Here is a 22,308-nt window from a genome sequence, read left to right on the forward strand (position 1 = left end):
CTACAGCAGCTTCAGAAGCAGCAGCAGTAGCTTCAGAAGCAGCAGCTACAGCTTCAGATGCAGCAGCAGCAGCAGGAGCTTCTTCTTTCTTAGAACAACCAACGAAAGCTAAAGTAGCAGCAACAGCAGCAGCAACAGCGAATTTTTTGAATAACATGGCATCACTCTCACAAAAAAGATTTGAGATTAAAAAAACCTAAGTTGGACTGTTTTGCTTTTATTATTCCTAAAACGTAGCTAGGTAACAACGCATGGAGCAGTCTAACTGGTCTGCCGCTATGCTATCACTGCAAATGTTGAAATACTACTGTTGGCTGTCAAAAAAGATCGGGAAAAGAGTGAAAAAAGCCTGTTTTTTAACAGAAAAAAACAATTAATCAGCTGAGATATATTGGAAAAGGTATAAGTAAGCTACTAAAAAACATGGTTTTTTTATATTAAAAATATTTGTTTTCAAAAACTTATAAATAATTTTACATAAAAATCAGCAAAATGTATTTTTGTGTAAAGCTTGTCAACCAAATAAAAAAGGCCACTCAATAGAGCGGCCTTTTTAGAATAAATAATATGATTATGTTGAAGCTTTGCGTTTCATCTGATCAAAGAAATCATCATTTGTTTTGGTTTCTTTCATACGATCAAGTAAGAACTCCATAGCTGCCAACTCATCCATAGGGTGAAGAAGTTTGCGGAGAATCCAAACTTTACGTAATTTATCTTCATCCATTAAACGTTCTTCACGACGTGTGCCAGATTTCTTAATATTCATGGCAGGGAAGACGCGTTTTTCAGCAATACGGCGATCAAGTGTAATTTCTTGGTTACCTGTACCTTTAAACTCTTCGTAAATGACATCATCCATTTTACTGCCAGTCTCGATAAGAGCAGTAGAGATGATTGTTAAAGAACCGCCTTCTTCGATATTACGAGCAGCACCGAAGAAACGTTTTGGACGTTCTAAAGCATGTGCATCCACACCACCAGTTAATACTTTACCTGATGAAGGAATTACGGTGTTGTATGCACGGGCTAAACGTGTAATGGAGTCAAGTAAAATCACGACGTCCTTTTTGTGCTCAACAAGACGTTTTGCTTTTTCAATGACCATTTCTGCAACTTGTACGTGACGTGCTGGTGCTTCATCAAATGTTGAAGCAACGACTTCACCGCGTACGGTACGCTCCATCTCAGTTACTTCTTCTGGGCGCTCATCAATTAATAAAACAATAAGGAAAACTTCCGGATTGTTTCTCACAATAGATTGAGCAATGTTTTGAAGTAACATTGTTTTACCCGCTTTTGGCGGAGCGACAATAATAGAACGTTGACCTTTACCGATTGGTGCAACTAAATCGACTACACGCGCGGTCAAGTCTTCTGTTGTACCATTACCAAGTTCCATAACCAGTTGTTCGGTCGGGAAAAGTGGAGTTAAGTTTTCAAATAAGATTTTATTACGAGAATTTTCTGGCGTGTCATAGTTAATTTGATTAACTTTGAGCAAAGCAAAATAACGCTCACCTTCTTTTGGTGGACGAATGGTACCTGTGATGGTGTCACCTGTACGCAAGTTAAAGCGTCGGATTTGTGAAGGACTCACATAAATATCATCCGGACCAGCTAAATACGAACCTGCGGCAGAGCGCAAAAAACCAAAACCATCAGAGAGAATTTCAAGAACGCCGTCACCAAAAATTTCTTCGCCATTCATCGCATGGCGTTTCAAGATGGCAAAGATAATATCTTGCTTTCGGTTACGAGCCATACCTTCAAGGCCCATAAATTCAGCAATTTTAATTAGTTCGCCGATTGGTTTTTTCTTGAGTTCAGTTAAGTTCATAAGGGTCAGAATTAGGAAAGAGTAGAGTGTGGTTTAAAAAGAAGAAAAATCGCTCGCATACAAAAAAGAGTATCGCAATTGTATTTACACAATAACAATTCAGAAGTCTGATTAACTGTTTCGAAGAGAAATGTGAAAAAACAATTTCTGTTGCCGAGTGGCGATCTTTATGTTTGTGTCTTGTAAGAAGCCGGACAGAAGACGATTCCCTTCAGTGCCTCTTGAGCATGCAATATAAGTGAGATCAGCTAATTTGTCAATTTATAGCCGAAAAAAATACGCTATAAAGGTATAGCGTATTTTCATCTGTAACGTTACGTCTTAAACGTTTTCGTCAATGAAGCTAACGAGTTTAGAACGAGGCACAGCGCCGATTTGCTGAGCTACTACTTCACCATTTTTGAAAAGTAATAGAGCAGGAATATTACGGATATTGTATTTCACTGCCGTCTCTTCACAAGAAGTCACGTCAACTTTAACGATTTTTACTTTACCCGCATATTCACTTGATAAATCTTCAAGAACAGGTGCAATTGCTTTACAAGGTGCACACCAACCTGCCCAAAAGTCAACAAGTACAGGTGTTTCAGCATCTAGAACATCTGCTTGGAAGTTATCATCAGTTGTATTTACAATAGTCGCAGACATGGTACGGCTCCAATTTTTAGAAAAAAGTGCTATCACTATAGGAGGAGATAATCTCTATCAGTATTACATAGCTACTTAGTTCAATGTAAGGGTTTGATGCTATTATTCAAGGCTTAAGTAAATTTGTCTAATGGATGCTCACGATATTCATCATCGGCTTGTACAATCGTTTAACAAATAGAAAAATATCAAAGGCTATTAATTGTTGATGAAAATGGCTTTTCAATTGCATTCTTGTGAATTACTCTAGGCGTGAATTGTTATGGGTTTAGTTCAATAATGTCTGACTTTCTGATTGATGAAGAATTACTTGCTGCCATAGATATGGGGTCGAACAGTTTTCACCTTGCCATTGCACGGGTAGATCACGGTGAAGTTAAAAAAGTGGCTTCAATGTCAGAAAAAGTACAGCTTGCAGCTGGTCTTGATGAAAATAAAAACTTAACAGAAGCAGCACAGCAACGTGGTTTAGCCTGTTTGGCTCGTTTCGTTGGGCGTTTAGGCTCAGTTCAACCTAACCGTTTAAGAATTGTGGCAACGAACGCTTTGCGTCAGGCTAAAAATGGCCATGAGTTTATTCAAAAAGCCGCTGAAATTTTGCCCAAACCTATTGAGATTATTGCAGGCCGTGAAGAAGCACGCCTGATTTATCTTGGTGTATCACATACGATGGCCAATGGTGGACGCCGCTTAGTGGTTGACATTGGTGGTGGATCTACCGAGTTTATTATTGGCGAATTTGAGCCAATTTATACTGAATCATTACAGATGGGTTGTGTAGCCTATACAAAAGCCTATTTTGCCGATGGTGAAATCACACAAAAAGCATTTGATAAAGCAGTTGTTGCTGCGCGTAAAGAGCTTTCAGCAATCGCCACTACTTATAAGATGGAAGGGTGGGATACTGTTGTAGGTTCAAGTGGAACCATTAAAGCTTGCCGTCAGATTATGGTGAATATGGGGCTAAGTGACGAGCAAGAAAATGTTACTCGTGAAGGTCTCCATAAACTTAAAGATAAGTTACTTAAGTTCAAAAATATTTCTGAAATTGATTTTGAAGGACTTCGAGAAGACCGACGAGCAGTTTTGCCAGCCGGATTGGCAATTTTGTATGCTGTTTTTGAAGTTTTAGAAATTGAACGTTTGGCATATTCTGATGGTGCATTACGTGAAGGAGTCATGTATGACCTGTTAGGCCGTTTTAAGCATGAGGATATCCGCGACCGTAGTGTACAAGCATTAATGGGACGTTATAACGCCGATCCGAAACAGGCAGAACGAGTTGTAAATACGGCTCAATACTTATTTGATAGTGTTGCTAAACCACTTAATTTAACGAGTGAAGACAGTGACTTACTGCGCCGTGCAGCATATTTGCATGAAATTGGTTTAGCGATTAGTCATGGTGGCTATCATCGTCATGGTGCTTATTTATTGCAACATTCCGATATTCCTGGTTTCTCACAAATTGACCAAAATCATCTTTCACATTTGGTTGCTCATCACCGCCGTAAATTGCGAAATGATGTAAAAAATGAAGTTTTAAAGGCTGGCGGTCATAAATTAGTTTATTTAAGTTTGTTACTTCGCCTAGCAGTTTTACTCAACCATAGCCGCAGTGATCAGATGCTTCCTGCCATTGAATTGACCATCATAAATGATCAACAATGGCAACTTAGTGTTTCTGGTGATGCCAAACAATGGCCATTGTTAGTTGCCGACTTGCATGATGAGCAAGAGCAGTTTAAGCATTGGGACATTGAATTGAATATTCAGTCGGAAAAATTTATCGATTAAAGGGATAATATTCGACCTATGAAAAAAGCTACTCAGTCCAAAGCGTGGACAACGGTTCAAATTGCACGTCATCCTGAACGTCCGCAGTTTCTAGATTATGTCGGTGAAATCTTTACAGAGTTTGATGCATTGCATGGTGATCGTTTGTTTGGTGACGATGGTGCGATGGTAGGTGGTCTTGCTCGTTTTGACGGTCAACCTGTGATGGTCATTGGACAACACCGTGGTCGTAGTACCCGTGAAAAATTAAAGCACAACTTTGGTATGTGTAACCCAGAAGGTTACCGTAAATCTCAGCGTCTTTTAGATATGGCTGAGCGTTTCAATCTCCCAGTTTTCACCTTTATTGATACTATGGGTGCATATCCGGGTGTTGGTGCTGAAGAACGTGGTCAGGCAGAAGCAATTGCGACTAGCCTTGCTCAACTTTCAAGCCTGAAAGTGCCTGTAATCGCAACAGTACTTGGTGAAGGCGGTTCTGGTGGTGCTTTAGGTATTGGTGTTGCTGACAGAGTAATTATGTTGTCGCATAGTATTTATTCTGTGATTTCGCCTGAAGGCTGTGCATCTATTTTGTGGAAAACTGCTGAGAAAGCAGCTCAAGCGAGTGAAGCTTTAGGTTTAACAGCAGATAAACTACAATCGCTAGGTATTGTTGAATATGTAGTAGATGAAGGTGAAGGTGCGCATTTAGATCCTGAGCGTGTGATGCAAAACTTAAAAGTAGTTTTAAAGCAGGCTTTGGATGAATTGCTACCAATGGATGCAAATGAACGATGCGAAGCACGTTATCAACGTTTAATGAAGTTTGGCAGCGAAAATTTAGGCGTGGCGTCTTAAAGCAAGCTCAAGAGTTCTCTGAAAAAAGTTCTTTTCTTATTGGATGTAGTGGTGGCATGGATTCAATGCTACTGCTACATTTAATGGCTCAAATTTTCCCTCAAAAGATCCGAGCAATTTATATTGATCATCAACTGCAAGATCAAAGTGCAGAGTGGGCGGAAGTGGTTGCCACACAGGCAGCAATATTAAATATTCCTTATATTATTCAAAAAGTTCAGATTGCAAATGGCAATCTGGAAGCTCAAGCACGTCAAGCGCGTTATCAAGCATATCAGCAACATTTACAAGAAAATGAAATTCTGTTGCTTGCTCATCATCAACAAGATCAGGCAGAAACAGTTATTTTGCGATTATTGTCAGGTGCGGGAGTAGATGGGCTTGCTGCGATGCAGGCTATTGATTACCGTAAAGATATGACAATTTGGCGCCCCTTTTTGGATTTAACACGTGAGCAAATCGCTTTATGGACCGCTCAGCTTGAAGTTAAATATATTGATGATCCAATGAACTATGACACCCATTACGATAGGGTGTGGTGTCGTGAAGCACTGTGGCCATTTTTAACAAGCCGTTTTCCAAAAATGCAGCAAGCTTTGAGCCGAACCAGTTATCTGATGCAAGATGCTTCTGAAATTTTAGAAGAAGTTCTCAAAGATGATTGGCAATATTCTGGTTCAGCTGACTATTTAAATTTAACGAAATTATATGAGTTATCTTTTGCGCGGCAGCGCCAGTTACTTTCTGCGTGGATGAAAGGCCAAGGGCAATATCGACCTGCATTTGAAATGGTCGAACGTCTGAGAACAGAAGTTATTGAGTCTAAGTCAGATGCTCAAGCCGCTTTACATTGGAACCAGTTTTACTATGTCCGTTATCAAAATATACTCTATAGGTTGAGTAGACAGGTTTATCTCGCTGAAACTTTAAATCCGGTTGATGCTGAACTAGAGCATTCATTTAAATTAGAAGAAAGATGGCAGGGCGCAGCTGGACTATTCCATGTTGAGTGTAAAAAAATTGGTTTAAGTCATTCTTTATTGAATAAAAAATTAAAAATCATTCGACGTCAAGGTGGGGAAAAGATTCACCTATATGGTCGTGTTGGGCAATGGCCTTTAAAAAAAGCAATTCAAGAAGCACATATTTTGCCTTGGCTTCGTCATACAATTCAAATATTAGTCTTAGATAATGTTATGCTTGGGGTTTTTACACCGAAAGGATTTTGGTTGGCTCAGTCTCCATATTGTGAGGAAGGAGGGTGGCAACCAGATTTAATTTCTCATTCTTGTAATCTGGTAAATGGCGAATATAGTTATGGCAACAGCAGTGAATTGTAATATCTGTTTTATTGGTGGTGGTAATATGGCCCAAGCATTAATTGGCGGGCTCATTTCAAGAGGATTACCACCAACACGTATTACCGTTTCAGATCCTGTCGAACAAATTCGTCAACTATTGCAAGAAAAAGAAGTTCATGTAACTCAAGATAATACGGCTGCTATCCAGAATGCCGATGTAGTTGTTCTTGCTGTAAAACCACAAGTTCTGGCAAATGTTCTACGTCCGTTAAAAGGTTTATTATCGGATAAATTGGTTATTTCGATTATTGCCGGTGCGGAAATTAAGACAATATCAAATCTGATTGATAGCGAACGTATTGTGCGAGTTATGCCAAATACACCTGCATTAGTTCAAACTGGTGCTCATGGTATTTACGCGACTGATGTGGTTGGTGCCTCGGACCGTGAATTAACGAGTCAGATTTTAGCAGCAACTGGTTTAACAATTTGGGTAAACTCCGAAGCTCAAATTGATGCGGTAACGGCAGTTTCAGGTTCAGGTCCAGCTTATTTCTTCTACCTCATGGAAAGTATGATTCGTGCAGGTAAAAATTTAGGTTTGGATGAAAAAGTTGCAACTGCTTTAACTCTTCAAACAGCATTAGGTGCAGCTCAAATGGCAATTACGAGTTCAAATACTCCGTCTGAGCTGCGTAAAAATGTGACGTCACCGAATGGTACAACCCAAGCTGCACTTGAAGTTTTTGATCGTGCACAAATCTCTCAAAATATTCAATCTGCATTAGCTGCTGCACAGAAACGTAGCCAAGAATTGGCTCAAGAACTGAGTGACAGTGCAAAATAGCTTTAATAGGATAAGACAACTATGGGTGCAAATTCTGCGCTAATTTTTGGAATTTTAATTAACGTCGCGATTTTATTGGTCTTTTTCCGTTTTTTAATGCAATTGGCGGCAGTAAGTCCTTATAATCCTGTGGTTTTATCGACAGTAAAGGCGACTAAGATTGTTGATATTTTTGGCCGAATTTTTCCAACGGTCGCAAAAGGCCGGTTCAATTTAGCCGCGTTAGTTCTTTTAATTATTTTATATTTACTGAAAATTTTCGGTGTAATGTATCTTTCGGGTTCCATGCCAAATAGTCCGGTTCATTTAGTGATTTTGACTTTTGTGACCATGATTCAGGATTTGATTCGTTTCTGCCGTTACTTAATTTTTGCAACAATCATTTTGAGTTGGGTCGTTATGTTTACTCAATCTCGTTCACCTTATATTGAGGTGATTCAAGATTTAGCTGAACCGTTACTCGCCCCATTCCGTCGTTTGTTGCCTAATATGGGGATGATTGACTTATCTCCAATTTTGGCATTTTTGGCACTCTATATTGCCGAGATCTTAATGAATGAAGTCGCTAAAGTTTTATTAACTGGACTTTAATTTTGTAAGATTAAAAAAAGGGCTGTATTACAGCCCTTTTTTATTGGTTTATCGATAAATTAATGGGCATCATCCCAGTTTTTACCTTGGCCTACTTCTACGACTAACGGTACAGAAATTTCCAGAACAGACTGCATGACATCCGCAATTTGTTTTGAAAGTTCATCTGCAATGTTTGAATCAACTTCAAACACCAATTCATCGTGAACTTGAAGTAATAGTTTTGCTTGATCTTTTGGCAGGATTTTATCTACTTCAATCATTGCTAACTTAATAATATCAGCAGCACTACCTTGTAAAGGTGCATTAATTGCAGCACGTTCAGCAGCTTTACGTACCATCACATTTCGGGCGTCAATATCCGGTGTATACAGACGGCGACCTAAAATAGTTTCAACAAACCCTTGTTCCGATGCTACTTGGCGAGTACGTTGCATGTATTCGTAAATGCCAGGATAGCGCTGGAAATATTGTTTGATATAGTTTTGCGATTCTTCACGAGTAAAGCCAAGTTGGCGAATTAAACCAAACTCGGACATGCCGTAAAGTAAGCCGAAATTCACAGCTTTAGCCTGACGGCGCTGATCATTGGTCACATCTTCAATTGCAATACCTAACACTTCTGCCGCTGTTCTACGGTGTACATCTTGACCGTGTTGGAATGCATGAACTAAGGCATCATCTTGAGAAAAATGAGCCATTAAACGAAGTTCAATTTGCGAGTAATCGGCTGCTAACAAAACTCGTCCTTCCGGTGCAATAAATGCTTTACGGATTTGACGGCCAATCTGTCTACGAATTGGAATGTTTTGTAAGTTAGGATCAGAAGAGGATAGGCGACCTGTTGCCGTTAGTGCTTGATGATAGCTGGTATGTACACGATGGGTATCATTATGCGACTGCTCAATTAAACGGTCAGTATAGGTGCTCTTTAATTTTGCTAATCCACGGTGTTCTAAAATAATTTCCGTTAATGGGTGCTCAATTTTTTCAAGAACACTTTCACTGGTGCTGTATTGTCCAGTTGCAGTTTTTTTACCACCTTTAATGCCTAACTTATCAAATAGAATTTCACCCACTTGTTTAGGCGAAGCAATATTAAAAGTTTCACCTGCAATTTCCATAGCCTGATTTTCAAGGTCTTCCATAGTTTTTGCAAATTCAACACTTAATTTATCTAAGAAAGCATGATCTAAACGGATTCCATCTTCTTCCATACCCGATAAGATTCGAGCAACTGGCATCTCGATGTTATATAAAATATTTTCTAATTCAGGTTGTGCTTTAAGTTTATTTGAAAGTACTTCATATAAACGATAAGTCACATGTGCATCTTCTGCTGCATAATGAGCTGCAACTTCAATCTCAATTTGATTAAAAGTCTTCTGTTTTGCACCTTTGCCAGCAATTTGCTCAAAAGTAGTGGTCAAATGGCTTAGGTAAACACGAGCAACATCATCCATGCCATGACGAGTAGCTGCTGCATTCAGTACATAAGATGCCAGCATGCTATCGAAATACCAACCTTTAAGTTCAATACCGTGATTAGCAAAAATGTGCGCATCATATTTAAGATGATGACCAATTTTTTTAACTGCTTCATTTTCAAGTACAGGCTTGATTTGCGCTAAAACTTGTTCACGGTCCAGTTGTTGTGGCGCATTTTCGTAATTATGTGCCAAAGGAACATAGTAGGCATCTTTCGCATCAAATGCGATTGAAAAACCAACCATCTCGGCAATACGGTAATCAAGACTTGTGGTCTCTGTATCAATAGCAAAATGATCGGCATTCTGCATGCGTTGCCAGAGCTGATCCCATGCTTCTTGTGTTAAAACGGTGTGATAGTTTGCAGTTCCAAGCTGGTCATCTTGACTAGTCAAGCTTGCTTGATCTTCTGTTTCAATCGTTTGAGCAAGTTTAACTTCATTTTGGACAATAGTTTGTGATGCTTGCTGCTTATAGCTTGAGCTATTTGGATTGTTTGGATGATCGAGAGACTGTAACTGGTTTCTAAACTCAAGCTCCGTATAGAGATTGCGTAAGGCATCTACATTTGGATCAGTAAGTTTTAATTCATGCCAGTCGAGTTCTAAAGGAAGATCACAGACAATGCTTGCCAACTGGTGATCAAGCTTAATATTGTCTAAATTATCTTTAATATTTTGGCTCAGTTTGCCTTTAAGTTGGTCTACATTGGCAATGATATTATCCAATGTCCCATATTCGGTCAGTAATTTGGCAGCCGTCTTTGCGCCTACGCCAGGTACACCCATAATGCCGTCAGATGCATCACCCATAAGGGTTAAGTAATCGATAATCTGGTTTGGCCAAACGCCAAATTTTTCAAATACGCCGTCGGTGTCTAATACTCGATCTTTAAAGCTATCTTCAAGTTTTACATAGTCATTAACCAGCTGGGCCATGTCTTTATCTCCGGTTGAGATAAGGACATGATGACCTTCTTTTACGGCGCGTTTAGCGAGAGTCCCGATAATGTCATCGGCTTCTGCACCCGGAAGACTATATAAAGGAATCCCTTGAGCCTTAATCAATGCATGTAAATATGGAATCTGTTGAGACAATTCTTCCGGCATAGTCGGGCGGTCACCTTTATAAATAGGTGAAAGCTTATGACGGAAAGTTGGCTCAGGCGTATCAAAAATGACAGCCATATGTGTCGGTTGCATACGACGCATCAATTTTTGAATGGCAGAAATTGCTCCACGTATTGCATTGGTATGTAACCCTGTAGAGGTCGTCAATGGTGGTAATGCATGATATGCACGAAATAAAAAATAGGACCCATCAACCAAGACAAATGGTGGCATTGAACAATTCCTTAAACTGAATTATGGGTATTTTACGTGAAAACGGCTATGAATGCAGGTTTATGATTTTTGCAGTATTTTGTATGTATAAATATACGCATGTATTGGCTTGGAGTAAGATGGCCTGTAATGAAGGTGTCATATTGCTAAGCCCATGTATAAAAAAGACAAACAGGGAATGATCATCATTTTGATCGCTTTGACTTTGTTTTTAGCCATTTCAATTGGTTTTAAATTTCAGAGTGCCGTTGTTGCTTTATCTATTGCGCTCACTGTCATACTGGTTCAGTCATTATCAAGTCTGCATCAACGTTTAACTCATTTAGAACAACAGTTTTCTCACAAGACAACGCCACTTTATTCTATTCATATGCAAAGAACGGTAATTTATACCGCCGCTTTGGTTGCATTAGTTGCTTATATCAATCATTGGATGTGGATTGCTGGTGGGGCATTACTGGTTTTACTGTTATGTTTGATTCAAACCATCAGTGCATTTCATACTCGTTTATTGTTCCTCGAGACAGCCAAGCAAACAGTAAATGTAAATGAATCTATACATACAGAAGTGATAACGCCTGTATTAGGGCAAGTTGATCCAAACAATATTACCGAGCCAGCTTTACCTGGAACAATAGCATTAAATCAAGAAAAACAAACAGTTCGTACGCAGACCACCGCATGGTGGCAACCAGCAGTCGATTGGATGATTCATGGTAATCCAATTTTAAGGGTGGCTGTTGCTGTGCTTATGGTTGGGGTAGTGCTCTTACTGCGTTTTGCAAGTGAGCACTGGCAGTTGAGCTTAGGTGTAAAACTTGGTTTTATTGCGATTGCAGGAGGTGTATTAACAGCATTTGGATATACCTTGCAAAAGAAAAATCAGCTATTTGCTGTGGCACTGCAAGGTGTAGGGCTAGCTGTTGTCTTTCTAACGCTTGTGTTCTCACATCATTTTGGTGTAATCACCAGCCTAACTACAGCCAGTATTCTATTTACGATTTTATTAGCAATTACAGTATTCCTGAGTTTAAAACAACAAGCTATTTATTTGGCAATACTCGCACTGGGTATGGCGTATGCGGCTCCTTTAGTTATTCCGCAATATCGTCCTGATGTGGTTTTTTTATTTAGTTACTATCTTGTTATTAATCTTGCAGTCGCTGCTGTTAATTTTATTCAGCCTTGGAAAATCCTAAATCAGATCGCTTTCTTTGCCACAATGTTTATTGGCGGTAGTGCAATCGCATTTTATGCAGAGCCAGCAAAATTTGACACATTAGACTGGATTTTATGGCTCCATATAGCGCTATTTATTTGGTTAAGTGTTCGTTATAGTCAAAATATCTCTCGGGTTTCAGAACATGAAAAACAAGAGGGGATCCGTTTACCGCCGCTCTTAGATGTTGGTCTTATTTTTAGTGTTCCTGTATTAGGCTTTACGCTTCATGCTTATTTAGTTCATGAGTCGACCCAAGCTTTAACAATTGGTGCTGTTGTTTTAGCAGGCACTTATGCGGTGTTAACGTTCTGGATTAAAACAACTCATCCCCAGCTTTCAGTCCTTGCAAAAAGTTTTTTCATTCTCGCGGTTGCTTTTTTTGCCTTAATTTTTCCACTCGCAAAAGGGGCGCACTGGACTGCTATTGGCTGGGTTGCACAAGGAACGGCTTTAATCGTTTGGGGAGTAACTGAACGCTACCGTTTAAGCCGATATATTGGTGTGATTTTAGTTTTACTCAGCTCACTTGCACTGTTTTATCAGGTTTGGGCAAATGAAGAGTTTCCAACGCTAAGCACTAGCATTTATGCAATTGCCCAATTCATTTCGGCCTTTTATTTATTGCAATACAACAGCAAAGAACAACGCTATTTTAGCGCAAGCATGTTTAGCGGTATTTTCTTATGTTTAGGCATGTATGCGGGCGCCGTAGCAGGTGTAGAAATAATGGCATGGCATCATCATGCTTTAAGTCCGTATTTGATCTTCGCCGTAGCCCTAATCGCAATATTTAGTGCGATTGTTCACTATAAACTTCGTGTGCAATGGCAAAGTTTGCAGTTAATTTTAATTAGCCTGTTACTGTTATTAGTTTTGGGTGAGGCTTTTATGAGTCAGGTCTTCACTTTGTTTAAATGGGTAGACTCATTACAACAAACTACTTTCCTAGTCTCTACCATTATTCTTAGTGGCTTATTTATTATGGCTCAACCGCAGTCAAGTCATTTGGGTTACGTCAAGGTATGGGCGGGTTTAAGCTGGTTAGCGTTAGCGATAGTTGGCATGGCTATTTTCCCAAAAATGCCAATAGTCGCTTTGGCTTTTGTTCCTGTGGTTTATTCGCTTTGGGCTTATAAAACTCATAAAACGACACTATTGCATCAAATTCCGGTGTGGTGTTTAAGTCTCATTTGGTTGCTTGTGGTGAGTGTTGATGTTCATTCTGCTGAATACCTTTACTTTGTTCCTTTAATTAACTTAACTGACTTCTTTTCAATTTTGGTATTCGCTGGCTTACTCTTTATTATTTATCAGCATGCTTTTGATCAAGATAAATCGCTGGAATGGACTTTTAAAATTACAACAATTTTAGTGGGCTTACTGGTATTTAGTAGTGTAGTCGTTAGAGGCTTGCACCATTACTGGGCAACACCGCTATGGAGTGCTTCAATTTGGACAAACGGTGTAGTACAGCTAAGTTTGACGTTACTTTGGGTTATATTGGCATTTGTTTTGACTACATACTCTAGTCGAAAAATGATTCGTCAACTCTGGTTTGTAGGCGCTGCACTTTTAGGGATTGTTGTATTAAAACTAATTTTGCTTGATCTATCACAAAGCGCGACATTAACTCGGGTCATTTCTTTTATTGGAGCAGGTGGGGTAATGTTAATTATTGCTTATCTTGCGCCATTACCACCATCATCCTCTGTACAGAAGAATCAAGAGCCTAAGCTTTAGGCTCTCGTTTTAACTCTTTTTGATTGCTGTATTGATCGATATCATCTTCTGCAAAAGCAGTAGATGGTCGATCAATTAAGCCCATTTTCGGAACAGGAATTTCAATTTGGTTATCTAAAAAACCATTTCGGATACGTTCTTGCATTTCATCTCGAACTTTTAAAGAGTTTTCTTGACGACACCACATTGCAAATAAAAGCTCAATCGATGACTCCCTGAAGGCCGTAACTGTAACAGCAGGTTTTGGATCATCTAACACGAGTGGATAATTCGCTGCGACGTTAAGTAGAACCTCACGAACTTTAATAATGTCTTCATGAAAGTTAATTGCCAAAGTAATTGGAATACGCCGTATTGGATATTTTGATAAGTTGTGTACAGGAGCACGAATGAGTTGTTCGTTTGGTAAACGAATATAGACGTTGTCGAGTGTAAGTAACTTTACCGAAAGCAAATCAATTGAGATAACTTCGCCTTCGATTGTATTCCCTCGAATAAGTGTAATTTGAATCGTATCACCGACCTCAAATGAACCTTCACCAATCAAAAATAAACCACTAATCAAGTTACTGGCAGATGTTTGTGATGCGAAACCGAGTGCTACTGTTAAGATCCCCGCTGCCCCCAGAAATACACTAAGTTTGAACCCGGCTTCTTTTAAACTCGTCATAATGAAGAGTAAGAAAATAAAATAGAAAATACCGCGGCGCCATACCAGACGCTGATGAGCATTAAAACGTGAGCCAACGGTTCTAATAAATGTATTTGAAATAATACGGGCAAGGACAAAACCAATAAAACAAAGCACAACACCGACTAAAATTTCACTAATTCGTTCGGTATTGATATTGGTAAATATGCTTTTGAGGCTATCAGCGATATCTTTTGGAATACTTGAATCGGCCATAAAACCCCCTTAAAAGAATGAATCAAACATATTAAATAGCGCACCACCAGGTGAACGTGGTGGGTGAACATAAGTCACTTCACCTGCCAGAGGGGGAGTGCGGTTTTCAATACGAATACGGGCTGGGCGGTCAGAGCCTTCATAGTAGACTTTGATTTGTGATGTCCATAAGCGTCCCGTACTTTCACTATAAAATAGTGGTAGGGCGGTAACCGGTACATTCATACGATCAAAGCGTAATTGATGATTACTGGTATTATGAAAATCGATCGGCGTAACTGCACGAAAAGCACGTGGGGTTAATAGATTTAAATCGGTACGACCATCAACAGAGGTTGCATAACAAATTTCACCTTGCTGGGCATTAGGACCAAACCATGTATCTTTGGGTTGAATTACAGGAATCTCAAATAAAGGTTCATGCTGACTTTCAACTAAACCTGCAATCCATAGAGGGGTACTAATATAAAGTGTCCCACGTTGACCCGCTGGAATGTAGATTGGATCAACTGGTTTAATTACCACTGATCGGTCCGCCAAACGTGGCATGAGTAGAAACTTCGGATTAGTTTTCCGAAACATATAACGTTCGACTTGCACAGAATGTGGAAAACCAAAATTTGCATCCGTTATGATGTGCCAATCTTGCTCATTATCATCTTGGAGAGTCGGGCGATAATATTCGATACGCCATTCTTTTATGCCACGTGTTAAACGAAAGAGCATTGAACCGAATTGCCATGCTTTGGACTGGTTAATTTCAAAGTGCTGTTCACCCCACCATTTTAAAGAATTCTGGGGGTGAGGCTGATATTCATTATTTTCAAACAAGACGTAAAATTCCTCTACCGAGTTGTTAAACAGACTTCACGCTGTAATCTGCTTAGAGTACACTCAAAATCATCTTACTCATCATTATAAATTGTGATGCAAATATTGAAACAAATACAAGTTCCATATAGTTTTGCCAAGCGTCATGGTGTTTTATTTCGTTATGACGGTGATCAAGTTTTTATTGTTAGACGTCAAAATACAGAAAAAATTGCATTGCAGGAAGCAAGACGAATTTTGGGGAAACCTGCACACTATCAATTATGCACTGAACAAGAATTTAATAGTCTATTAAGTACCAGTTATGCAGGGGATACAGGTGAATCCCAACAAGTCGCCGCAGGCTTAGAAGACCATCCAGATTTATTAAGCCTTGCAGATCAGGTGCCTGAAACAGAAGACTTAATGGATCAAGAGGATGACGCGCCTATTGTTCGTCTAATCAATGCACTTCTCTCTGAGGCAATTCGTGTTGGAGCTTCAGATATCCATATTGAAGCCTTTGAGAAAAAGCTATCAGTTCGTTTACGGGTAGATGGTCAATTACGTGAAATTGTGCAGCCACGCCGTGAACTAGCCCCGTTACTTGTTTCGCGTATTAAAGTTATGGCGAAACTCGATATTGCCGAAAAGCGTGTACCGCAAGATGGACGTATTTCTTTACGTCTTGCTGGTCGTGAAGTCGATGTCCGTGTTTCAACTTTGCCATCGTCACATGGTGAAAGGGTGGTCATGCGTTTACTCGATAAACAAGCGGGTCGCCTTAATATGACTCACCTAGGTTTAATGGCAAATGACTATGAACGTTTAACTCAGTTAGTACATCGTCCGCACGGTATTATTTTGGTCACAGGGCCTACTGGTTCGGGGAAAACGACGACTTTATATGCTGCCTTATCTGATCTAAATGACAATACCCGTAACATCTTAACCGCCGAAGATCCAATTGAGTATCAGCTTGAAGGTATTGGCCAAACTCAAGTGAATACCAAAGTAGATATGACTTTTGCTCGAGCTTTAAAAGCAATGTTACGTCAAGATCCAGATGTGGTCATGGTGGGGGAGATTCGTGATCTAGAAACTGCTGAAATTGCGGTGCAGGCATCTTTAACAGGTCATTTGGTGTTATCAACACTACATACCAATACCGCTATTGGTGCAGTGACTCGACTTAAAGATATGGGGATTGAACCTTTCTTGCTTTCAAGCTCTTTAATTGGGGTGGTTGCGCAGCGTTTGGTTCGTACTTTATGTCCACATTGTATGACATGGCGTGAAGCCGATACTTTTGAGAAGCAAGTTTTTCAGCATATTTCCCATGAACCAAGTTTAAAGTTACCAGAGGCTCAAGGGTGTGATCAGTGTTCTCATTTAGGGTTTAATGGCCGTACAGCGATTTATGAAATTGTACCTATTGATGAACCTATGCGCCGTCTCATTCATGGTAATGCAGCTGAATTTGAATTAGAAAATCATGCTCGTCAGTATTCTGGTTCTATTCGCGATGATGGTTTACGTAAGGTGCTCTCAGGTAAAACTACACTTGAAGAAGTGCTTCGTGTAACCAATGAAGCAAGTGAAGCATAATTTGTAAGATATAAAAAATGCCCGATATGATTCGGGCATTTTTTATATTAAAACTTATTCAGTCACAATATTAAACGTCACATCAATATTGTTACGAGTTGCATTTGAATATGGACAAACGATATGAGCTGCTGCAACTAACTTTTCAGCTTCTTCACGGTCCATACCGATTAAATAAACATTTAAAGTAACTTCAATACTAAAACCTGTAGGAATTGGACCAATACCAACTTCACCTTCAACATAAGCATCTTTGCTAATATTAAATTTATCGCGGTTTGCAACGAATTTTAAAGCACCCAAAAAGCACGCTGAATAACCTGCTGCAAATAATTGTTCTGGGTTAGTTACAGCACCACCAGCGCCGCCCATTTCTTTAGGCACACCAAGTTGTACGTCTAATACACCGTCTGATGACGTTGCACGACCGTCACGGCCACCAGTTGCTTTAGCTTTTGCGCGATACACAACTTTTTCTAATGACATCTTTTTATTCCTAAATTAAATTGAATGCAAATATATCGTACACAACTTAATTATTTTAACAAGTCAATTTTGTAAAAAAAATGGTGATTATTTAGCTATATTTGTACGGAGTTGTGTTAATTGATCTTTGAGACCGAGAAGGGTAGCCGTATCACAAGAACTGGCCTCTAAGATATGCGTTGGAATATTTACGGCCTGTTCTTTAAGTTTTTTCCCCTTTTCGCTAAGCGTGATAATGACTTGTCTTTCATCTTCTTTTGAACGAGTACGATTAAGAAGCTGCAATGCTTCTAACTTTTTTAAAATTGGGGTTAAAGTTGAAGATTCTAAAAATAACTTGCTGCCAATTTCTGAAACAGTAATCTCATCTTTTTCCCACAACACTAACATCACCAAATATTGAGGATAAGTAATCCCTAATGGAGTTAAAAGTTTGCGATAAAGTTGATTAAGGGCTAAATTTGTTGAATAAATGAGGAAACATAATTGATTCTCAAGCTTTAGATTTTGACAGTCTTGGTCCATATATTCCTCAGAAAACTAATTGGTGCTTTTCTAGTATATCGCTTTATGTTTAATTTCTTAAATGCTCATAATTTAGAGCTATTGATAAAAATAAGATAACGTAAAAAATGGAGTAATCTAAACATTACTCCATCACTTAAAAATACTAATTTAAAATGGTTACCAAAGGTCGGCAATTTTTTTCATTAAACGAGCACGATATTTTGCAGTTGGATTATTTTCATTACGTTGTTGCTCTTGTTCATAAAAATCTTGCCAGGCCGTGATCATTTCTAAAGTTGTTCCTTGTTTTTTAATCATAGAAACATCGGCAGGCTGAATATTCTCTAAACGCTGTCTGGCACCTTCTGCTCCTGTCCCCCAACCAATAATCCGCTGGCCAAAAGCAGGCAGAGGAATATTTTTTGGAGTAGGAGGAAGTACATTTTGTTTAAGCTGCAAATTTGGAGAGACAAAATTATTTGTTGCTCCGAAATCAGTCGCATAACAGTGAATATTTGCCCCTAAGCAAAAAATGCTAAATAAGTATTTCCACATGAATAATTAAGCTTTTAATAGTGAATTAATTTACGATGCATCATTAAAGGCATTGAGGTACGCACAAGTTCTTGAGCAGCTAAATCAAAAGGTACCGTAATTAAACCGTTCCCTTCATAACCAATCATACTTAAAACTTGACCACGACTATCAGTTGCTCCTGCATGCCCCCAAGTTTGGCGTTTTTCCCCATGCCAACCTTGTTGCGCAGCCCCTAAAACATAGCATTGGCTATCCATTGCACGTGCTTGCAGCAAAAGCTGCCAATGCATCTGACCTGTTGTATAGGTAAATGCAGCAGGAGCAGTTAATAGATGAGCACCTTGCTGTCTAAGGGTTAAAGCTAACTCAGGAAAACGCAAGTCATAACATACCATTAGGCCAATATTGCCAAAAGGGGTAGATGTGACTACAACGTCTGTTCCTGGTTCAAAGAAACGAGATTCCTGATATCCACCCACAGCATCGCCAACTTGTACATCAAATAAATGTATTTTGTCATAACGTGCTTCGGTACGTTCAGGACTGATGCATAAACTCACTGTGCGCACTCGACCATCTTGTATGATGGAACCATCCGGACGAAATGGGCACGGTAGAGTGCCTGCAACAATCCAGATTTGATACTGATGCGCAAGTTTCTCAAGTCTTTGTTGAATCGACTCAAATTGCTCTGCTGTTTCACGCTGTTTGCCAGCCGCAAAACAAACAAAGTTTTCGGGAAAAACAATTAAGCTGGCATTTTGAGCCTTGCTTTGCTGAATCAATGACTCAATCACTTGAAAGTTGCTTTCAATGTCATCTTGAGAATTCATTTGAACAACCGAAACAAGAGTCATATACACATCCAGATTAGCAATAAAGTTTAGGCATTTTGCTTATCAGATACTTGTTCAAGCGTGTCTTGTTCTTTTTGCAATTGCTTAACAAGCGGCTCAAACATGTTCTGATTATTTGCATTGAGTTTCATCAATGTCTTATGTGCGTCCAGAACGGTTCTTAGCATCGCATTATGAGTAATGTGCTCGTCAGTTAACGTTAAAGTGCAAACGTTAGGATCGCCACAATAATTCAGGATGACAAAAACCTGCCCTAGCCCCATGCTGTTGGCTAAGGTTGTGATATCTGGATTGGTAGATAGCATCACAGCTTGAATATGATGAGTCTGTTTCAGTTTTAAACCTAGCTTAGCTAGGATACCTAATACAGTACTATCAATAAATGTTGTTTGGGTTAAATCAACGATTGCACCAACAACATTTTCTTGCTGTTCAATTCTGTTTAAAAGTTTGTCTAGACTTATACAAGAATGGGCTCGCACTTCACCAATAAGCTTGAAAATATGCGTTCCATTTAAACTTGCATATTCAACATGACCTGTTGACATATAAATGCCATTTTCAGAGAAGGATAGAAAAATTATCACATAGTGCCATCTCAGACTCAAGAGTCCTTAAGTCGTATATTATGTAATTAATTGATTCTTAAATTAATTCATTCGACAAAGACTAAAGATGGCAATGTCATCAGCAACGTGATCAGGGGCTTGGAATGATTGATTTTGCAAATGTTGAACTAATTGTTGAAACTGATCATTCAAGCCGCCATCAAATGGTTCTAGTGCTCCATCTGAGCAAATAATGAAACGTGCATGACGATTTAATGTGCATACATGTTCTTCAACTTCTAACTCATCAGTTAACCCTAAGGGAAAGCTGCTGGTGGTTAAAATTTTTGGAGGTTGATTAGGTTCAAAAATAATTGGAGGAGGGTAATGACCTGCACTAGACCAGCGAAGACTATGAGTTTCAAGATTTAGAATACCGACCACAATTGTAATATGTTTTTCAATATTCTCTTGAACCAGCATCCCATTTAACTTTTTGATTAACTGTCGTGGTGTTTTGGAGCGACCATGAAAGGCTGCCATCCAAGAAGTTAATAAGCTACTTGTTACACCATGCCCCGATACATCGGCGAGATAAAATAAAACCTCTTTATCATTGAGCTTCCAGTAGTCGTACCAGTCGCCTGATAAATAGGCAGAAGGTTGGAAAAAAGTTTCAACCTCATAATTTAATAAATCAATAGGATTTGGCAATAAACGTTTTTGTAATTCTGCTGCCGAAGGTAAATCACGGCTATCCTGATTACGTTTATATTGTGCATCAATTCTTGTTAAAGCTTTATTTAGATCTTTAGGTAACTGGTTCCATACCCATCCTGCAAGAGCACCCGCTTCCCATGCTTGAGCTAAAGCACTACCTTCATGCTCAAAAGCAATCACGATTGTAGGTAAACGCCATTTATAAGTTAGGAAATCTTGTACATCAGCAATTGCGATAATTGTTGGGTCGTATAAATCGAGATCATCTATGTGAATGACTTGTAAGTCTGGTAATGCTTCCAGAGCTTGCTCTACGAAAGGGATAGAGCGTGTCGGTTTAATAAAATACATAGAAGATATGGTAGTCCTTTTTCAAGATCACTTTATCCATCATAGAGGATGTATGACCAAAATCAAGGTATTGCCTTTCTATAAGAAAAATGCAATACCTTGATTTGTCCTTTAATTATTTTTCGGTTTTATCAGTGTTATCTTCTGGTACATCTTCAGATTCGTCATCATCAATAAAAGACACATCTGCCGAATCACCTTTTTTCTCGGCAATCTGGAATGCTTTACGTTGGAGATATAAATCACGAATCATTGCATATTGATCGCCTTGTATAGTTTGGTCTAAATCTAGATATTGAGCGCGTGTATCAACGGCTTGTAATAGATTAGTCGACCAATACAGGCCATCTTGATCATCCATAATGTATTTTTGTGGACGGGCCTGAGCATCTACAGCCAAGCCAACGCCATCACGTAAAGTGCTTGGCCCAAAGAAAGGCAGCATAAGAAATGGTCCAGAAGGAACACCATAGTAACCGAGAGTTACACCAAAACTTTCTTCTTCAGGAGGTAAGCCTAAGCGGCTCGCTGGATCGGCTAAACCTAAAGTTGTTAACGTATTAATAGTAAAACGACCTAAAGTTTTTGCGGCGCGGCCAGGACGTCCTTGAATTAGCTGGTTAACAGCATTCCATGGTTCGCCAAGGTTTTTACGAAATTGTCGGTAAGAACCACGTACATCTTCTGGCGTCTTTTCTCTATATTCAACAGCAACGGGACGCAAAACATGGCGATCTAACATATCGTTAAAAGAATAAATTGGACGGTTCAGTGACTGTAATGGATCTTTCACTGTATCTGGTTGAGCAGCATTTGCGTTGATCTTTAAATCTTTAACTTTTATGCCTTTCAAATCTTTAATAATTTGTAAGTGAGGTCGGCTATGCTGAGTCTGGGTTGAAGTAACATCTTCCGAACTAGCGGCAGATTCTTCAGTAAGATTTTCTTGAGCATGGGCTGAGGTGTAAAGACCTACAGTTAATAAGCTCGACAAAAGTAAATTAGAATAATTCATATAATTCCTTAACCGCTAGCCAGGCTATATTCAATATGCAGTTGGGTAGAGATATATTTTAATACAGAAGCGATAAGCTATTATCAATGTAAAATTGATCAAATTATATAGAAATATAGCTAAAAAGCCTAAAAAATGTACGCTTGATATGAAATGCTATAAAAAGGGGTTGCAAAGGGTTATTAATGGTCTATAATGCACATCCATCGGCGGTGATGCAGATAGAAACTTGTTGAAAAACAGTTACTTGTGATTAGATTAGTTGCTTTAAGCGATGAATTTGATGATGAGGTGGTTTAGAGAAT

At 39.1% G+C, this 22,308-nt stretch carries 21 protein-coding genes; 8 read left to right on the forward strand and 13 right to left on the reverse strand.

Features of this window, described 5'->3' with window-relative positions; genetic code table 11:
- Positions 1 to 157: hypothetical protein (locus tag C1642_RS18940; protein WP_171304691.1), on the reverse strand; the 157-nt coding region annotated here is incomplete at its 3' end.
- 94 nt (positions 158 to 251) lie between these two features.
- On the opposite strand from C1642_RS18940, the gene C1642_RS03860 reads away from it, so the two are divergent.
- A complete protein-coding gene (locus tag C1642_RS03860) occupies positions 252 to 377 on the forward strand; it encodes a hypothetical protein (protein ID WP_002127429.1) in 126 nt (41 codons plus the stop codon).
- A 194-nt stretch (positions 378 to 571) separates the two neighbouring features.
- On the opposite strand, the gene rho is transcribed toward C1642_RS03860, so the two are convergent.
- Together rho and trxA are read right to left on the reverse strand one after the other, a co-directional pair.
- On the reverse strand, positions 572 to 1,840 hold the full coding sequence (gene rho / locus C1642_RS03865; RefSeq protein WP_001054522.1) for a transcription termination factor Rho: 1,269 nt from the start codon (positions 1,838 to 1,840) through the stop codon (positions 572 to 574).
- Between the two features lie 321 nt (positions 1,841 to 2,161).
- Positions 2,162 to 2,488 (reverse strand): thioredoxin, encoded by a 327-nt coding sequence (gene trxA / locus C1642_RS03870; protein ID WP_001276875.1) that lies wholly within the window; start codon positions 2,486 to 2,488, stop codon positions 2,162 to 2,164.
- A 279-nt stretch (positions 2,489 to 2,767) separates the two neighbouring features.
- Here trxA and ppx point away from each other — a divergent pair, with 279 nt between their 5' ends.
- Genes ppx through C1642_RS03895 form a run of 5 tightly spaced genes read left to right on the forward strand, consistent with a single transcriptional unit; the run spans position 2,768 to position 7,864 of the window.
- Positions 2,768 to 4,285 carry an exopolyphosphatase gene (gene ppx, locus C1642_RS03875; protein WP_103235941.1) on the forward strand — a complete coding sequence of 506 codons (1,518 nt, stop codon included), beginning with the start codon at positions 2,768 to 2,770 and terminating at the stop codon, positions 4,283 to 4,285.
- Positions 4,286 to 4,303: 18 nt separating this feature from the next.
- On the forward strand, positions 4,304 to 5,125 hold the full coding sequence (locus tag C1642_RS03880) for an acetyl-CoA carboxylase carboxyltransferase subunit alpha (RefSeq protein ID WP_000710404.1): 822 nt from the start codon (positions 4,304 to 4,306) through the stop codon (positions 5,123 to 5,125).
- Positions 5,062 to 6,465: a tRNA lysidine(34) synthetase TilS gene (gene tilS, locus C1642_RS03885; protein WP_103235942.1), complete on the forward strand. Its 1,404-nt coding sequence runs from the start codon at positions 5,062 to 5,064 to the stop codon at positions 6,463 to 6,465. The genes C1642_RS03880 and tilS overlap by 64 nt, the downstream gene beginning before the upstream one ends.
- The gene (gene proC, locus C1642_RS03890; RefSeq protein WP_085916948.1) at positions 6,437 to 7,273 is read left to right on the forward strand and encodes a pyrroline-5-carboxylate reductase; all 837 of its coding nucleotides are present in this window, start codon (positions 6,437 to 6,439) and stop codon (positions 7,271 to 7,273) included. Before tilS ends, proC begins: the two co-directional genes overlap by 29 nt.
- Before the next feature lie 21 nt (positions 7,274 to 7,294).
- Positions 7,295 to 7,864, forward strand: coding sequence for a YggT family protein (locus C1642_RS03895; protein ID WP_000501183.1), 570 nt, complete (start codon positions 7,295 to 7,297; stop codon positions 7,862 to 7,864).
- A gap of 59 nt (positions 7,865 to 7,923) precedes the next feature.
- Here the strand turns inward: C1642_RS03895 and polA are convergent, their stop codons facing one another.
- Positions 7,924 to 10,695 carry a DNA polymerase I gene (polA, locus tag C1642_RS03900; RefSeq protein ID WP_103235943.1) on the reverse strand — a complete coding sequence of 924 codons (2,772 nt, stop codon included), beginning with the start codon at positions 10,693 to 10,695 and terminating at the stop codon, positions 7,924 to 7,926.
- Between the two features lie 154 nt (positions 10,696 to 10,849).
- Here polA and C1642_RS03905 point away from each other — a divergent pair, with 154 nt between their 5' ends.
- A complete protein-coding gene (locus C1642_RS03905) occupies positions 10,850 to 13,657 on the forward strand; it encodes a DUF2339 domain-containing protein (RefSeq protein WP_103235944.1) in 2,808 nt (935 codons plus the stop codon).
- On the opposite strand, the gene C1642_RS03910 is transcribed toward C1642_RS03905, so the two are convergent.
- Together C1642_RS03910 and C1642_RS03915 are read right to left on the reverse strand one after the other, a co-directional pair.
- Positions 13,647 to 14,564 carry a mechanosensitive ion channel family protein gene (locus C1642_RS03910; protein WP_000785635.1) on the reverse strand — a complete coding sequence of 306 codons (918 nt, stop codon included), beginning with the start codon at positions 14,562 to 14,564 and terminating at the stop codon, positions 13,647 to 13,649. The genes C1642_RS03905 and C1642_RS03910 overlap by 11 nt on opposite strands.
- Positions 14,565 to 14,573: 9 nt before the next feature.
- A complete protein-coding gene (locus C1642_RS03915) occupies positions 14,574 to 15,395 on the reverse strand; it encodes a hypothetical protein (protein WP_000462729.1) in 822 nt (273 codons plus the stop codon).
- Positions 15,396 to 15,491: 96 nt separating this feature from the next.
- Between C1642_RS03915 and gspE the strand changes: the two genes are divergently transcribed.
- Entirely contained in the window at positions 15,492 to 16,982 is a 1,491-nt protein-coding gene (gene gspE / locus C1642_RS03920) for a type II secretion system ATPase GspE (RefSeq protein ID WP_001166321.1), read from the forward strand.
- A gap of 54 nt (positions 16,983 to 17,036) precedes the next feature.
- Here gspE and C1642_RS03925 read toward each other — a convergent pair whose 3' ends face one another.
- The 7 genes from C1642_RS03925 to C1642_RS03955 all read right to left on the reverse strand — a co-directional run bounded on the left by C1642_RS03925 (position 17,037) and on the right by C1642_RS03955 (position 22,003).
- A complete protein-coding gene (locus C1642_RS03925) occupies positions 17,037 to 17,468 on the reverse strand; it encodes an organic hydroperoxide resistance protein (RefSeq protein ID WP_000051124.1) in 432 nt (143 codons plus the stop codon).
- A gap of 87 nt (positions 17,469 to 17,555) precedes the next feature.
- Positions 17,556 to 17,993, reverse strand: coding sequence for a MarR family winged helix-turn-helix transcriptional regulator (locus tag C1642_RS03930; protein ID WP_000371731.1), 438 nt, complete (start codon positions 17,991 to 17,993; stop codon positions 17,556 to 17,558).
- Between the two features lie 159 nt (positions 17,994 to 18,152).
- Entirely contained in the window at positions 18,153 to 18,530 is a 378-nt protein-coding gene (locus C1642_RS03935; protein WP_000266120.1) for a DUF4951 domain-containing protein, read from the reverse strand.
- A 14-nt stretch (positions 18,531 to 18,544) separates the two neighbouring features.
- Positions 18,545 to 19,369, reverse strand: a complete 825-nt coding sequence (locus tag C1642_RS03940; protein ID WP_000177091.1) for a carbon-nitrogen hydrolase family protein — start codon at positions 19,367 to 19,369, stop codon at positions 18,545 to 18,547.
- Positions 19,370 to 19,395: 26 nt separating this feature from the next.
- Positions 19,396 to 19,917, reverse strand: coding sequence for an anti-anti-sigma factor GigB (gene gigB / locus C1642_RS03945; protein WP_000103065.1), 522 nt, complete (start codon positions 19,915 to 19,917; stop codon positions 19,396 to 19,398).
- A 102-nt stretch (positions 19,918 to 20,019) separates the two neighbouring features.
- Entirely contained in the window at positions 20,020 to 20,988 is a 969-nt protein-coding gene (gigA, locus tag C1642_RS03950; protein WP_000273589.1) for an RsbU family protein phosphatase GigA, read from the reverse strand.
- A gap of 115 nt (positions 20,989 to 21,103) precedes the next feature.
- Positions 21,104 to 22,003 carry a VacJ family lipoprotein gene (locus C1642_RS03955; protein WP_001109856.1) on the reverse strand — a complete coding sequence of 300 codons (900 nt, stop codon included), beginning with the start codon at positions 22,001 to 22,003 and terminating at the stop codon, positions 21,104 to 21,106.
- Positions 22,004 to 22,308 lie beyond the last annotated feature (305 nt).

Origin of the sequence: Acinetobacter sp. AKBS16, from assembly GCF_002899995.1 — a bacterium.
Lineage (GTDB): Bacteria > Pseudomonadota > Gammaproteobacteria > Pseudomonadales > Moraxellaceae > Acinetobacter > Acinetobacter baumannii.

Excerpts from the sequence above, each read along its gene's own strand:
- C1642_RS03860 (WP_002127429.1), top strand. The coding sequence starts at position 252 with ATGGAGCAGTCTAACTGGTCTGCCGCTATGCTATCACTGCAAATGTTG.
- rho (WP_001054522.1), bottom strand. The coding sequence starts at position 1,840 with ATGAACTTAACTGAACTCAAGAAAAAACCAATCGGCGAACTAATTAAA.
- trxA (WP_001276875.1), bottom strand. The coding sequence starts at position 2,488 with ATGTCTGCGACTATTGTAAATACAACTGATGATAACTTCCAAGCAGAT.
- ppx (WP_103235941.1), top strand. The coding sequence starts at position 2,768 with ATGTCTGACTTTCTGATTGATGAAGAATTACTTGCTGCCATAGATATG.
- C1642_RS03880 (WP_000710404.1), top strand. The coding sequence starts at position 4,304 with ATGAAAAAAGCTACTCAGTCCAAAGCGTGGACAACGGTTCAAATTGCA.
- tilS (WP_103235942.1), top strand. The coding sequence starts at position 5,062 with ATGCGAAGCACGTTATCAACGTTTAATGAAGTTTGGCAGCGAAAATTT.
- C1642_RS03895 (WP_000501183.1), top strand. The coding sequence starts at position 7,295 with ATGGGTGCAAATTCTGCGCTAATTTTTGGAATTTTAATTAACGTCGCG.
- polA (WP_103235943.1), bottom strand. The coding sequence starts at position 10,695 with ATGCCACCATTTGTCTTGGTTGATGGGTCCTATTTTTTATTTCGTGCA.
- C1642_RS03905 (WP_103235944.1), top strand. The coding sequence starts at position 10,850 with ATGTATAAAAAAGACAAACAGGGAATGATCATCATTTTGATCGCTTTG.
- C1642_RS03910 (WP_000785635.1), bottom strand. The coding sequence starts at position 14,564 with ATGGCCGATTCAAGTATTCCAAAAGATATCGCTGATAGCCTCAAAAGC.
- gspE (WP_001166321.1), top strand. The coding sequence starts at position 15,492 with ATGCAAATATTGAAACAAATACAAGTTCCATATAGTTTTGCCAAGCGT.
- C1642_RS03925 (WP_000051124.1), bottom strand. The coding sequence starts at position 17,468 with ATGTCATTAGAAAAAGTTGTGTATCGCGCAAAAGCTAAAGCAACTGGT.
- C1642_RS03930 (WP_000371731.1), bottom strand. The coding sequence starts at position 17,993 with ATGGACCAAGACTGTCAAAATCTAAAGCTTGAGAATCAATTATGTTTC.
- C1642_RS03935 (WP_000266120.1), bottom strand. The coding sequence starts at position 18,530 with ATGTGGAAATACTTATTTAGCATTTTTTGCTTAGGGGCAAATATTCAC.
- C1642_RS03940 (WP_000177091.1), bottom strand. The coding sequence starts at position 19,369 with ATGACTCTTGTTTCGGTTGTTCAAATGAATTCTCAAGATGACATTGAA.
- gigB (WP_000103065.1), bottom strand. The coding sequence starts at position 19,917 with ATGTCAACAGGTCATGTTGAATATGCAAGTTTAAATGGAACGCATATT.
- gigA (WP_000273589.1), bottom strand. The coding sequence starts at position 20,988 with ATGTATTTTATTAAACCGACACGCTCTATCCCTTTCGTAGAGCAAGCT.
- C1642_RS03955 (WP_001109856.1), bottom strand. The coding sequence starts at position 22,003 with ATGAATTATTCTAATTTACTTTTGTCGAGCTTATTAACTGTAGGTCTT.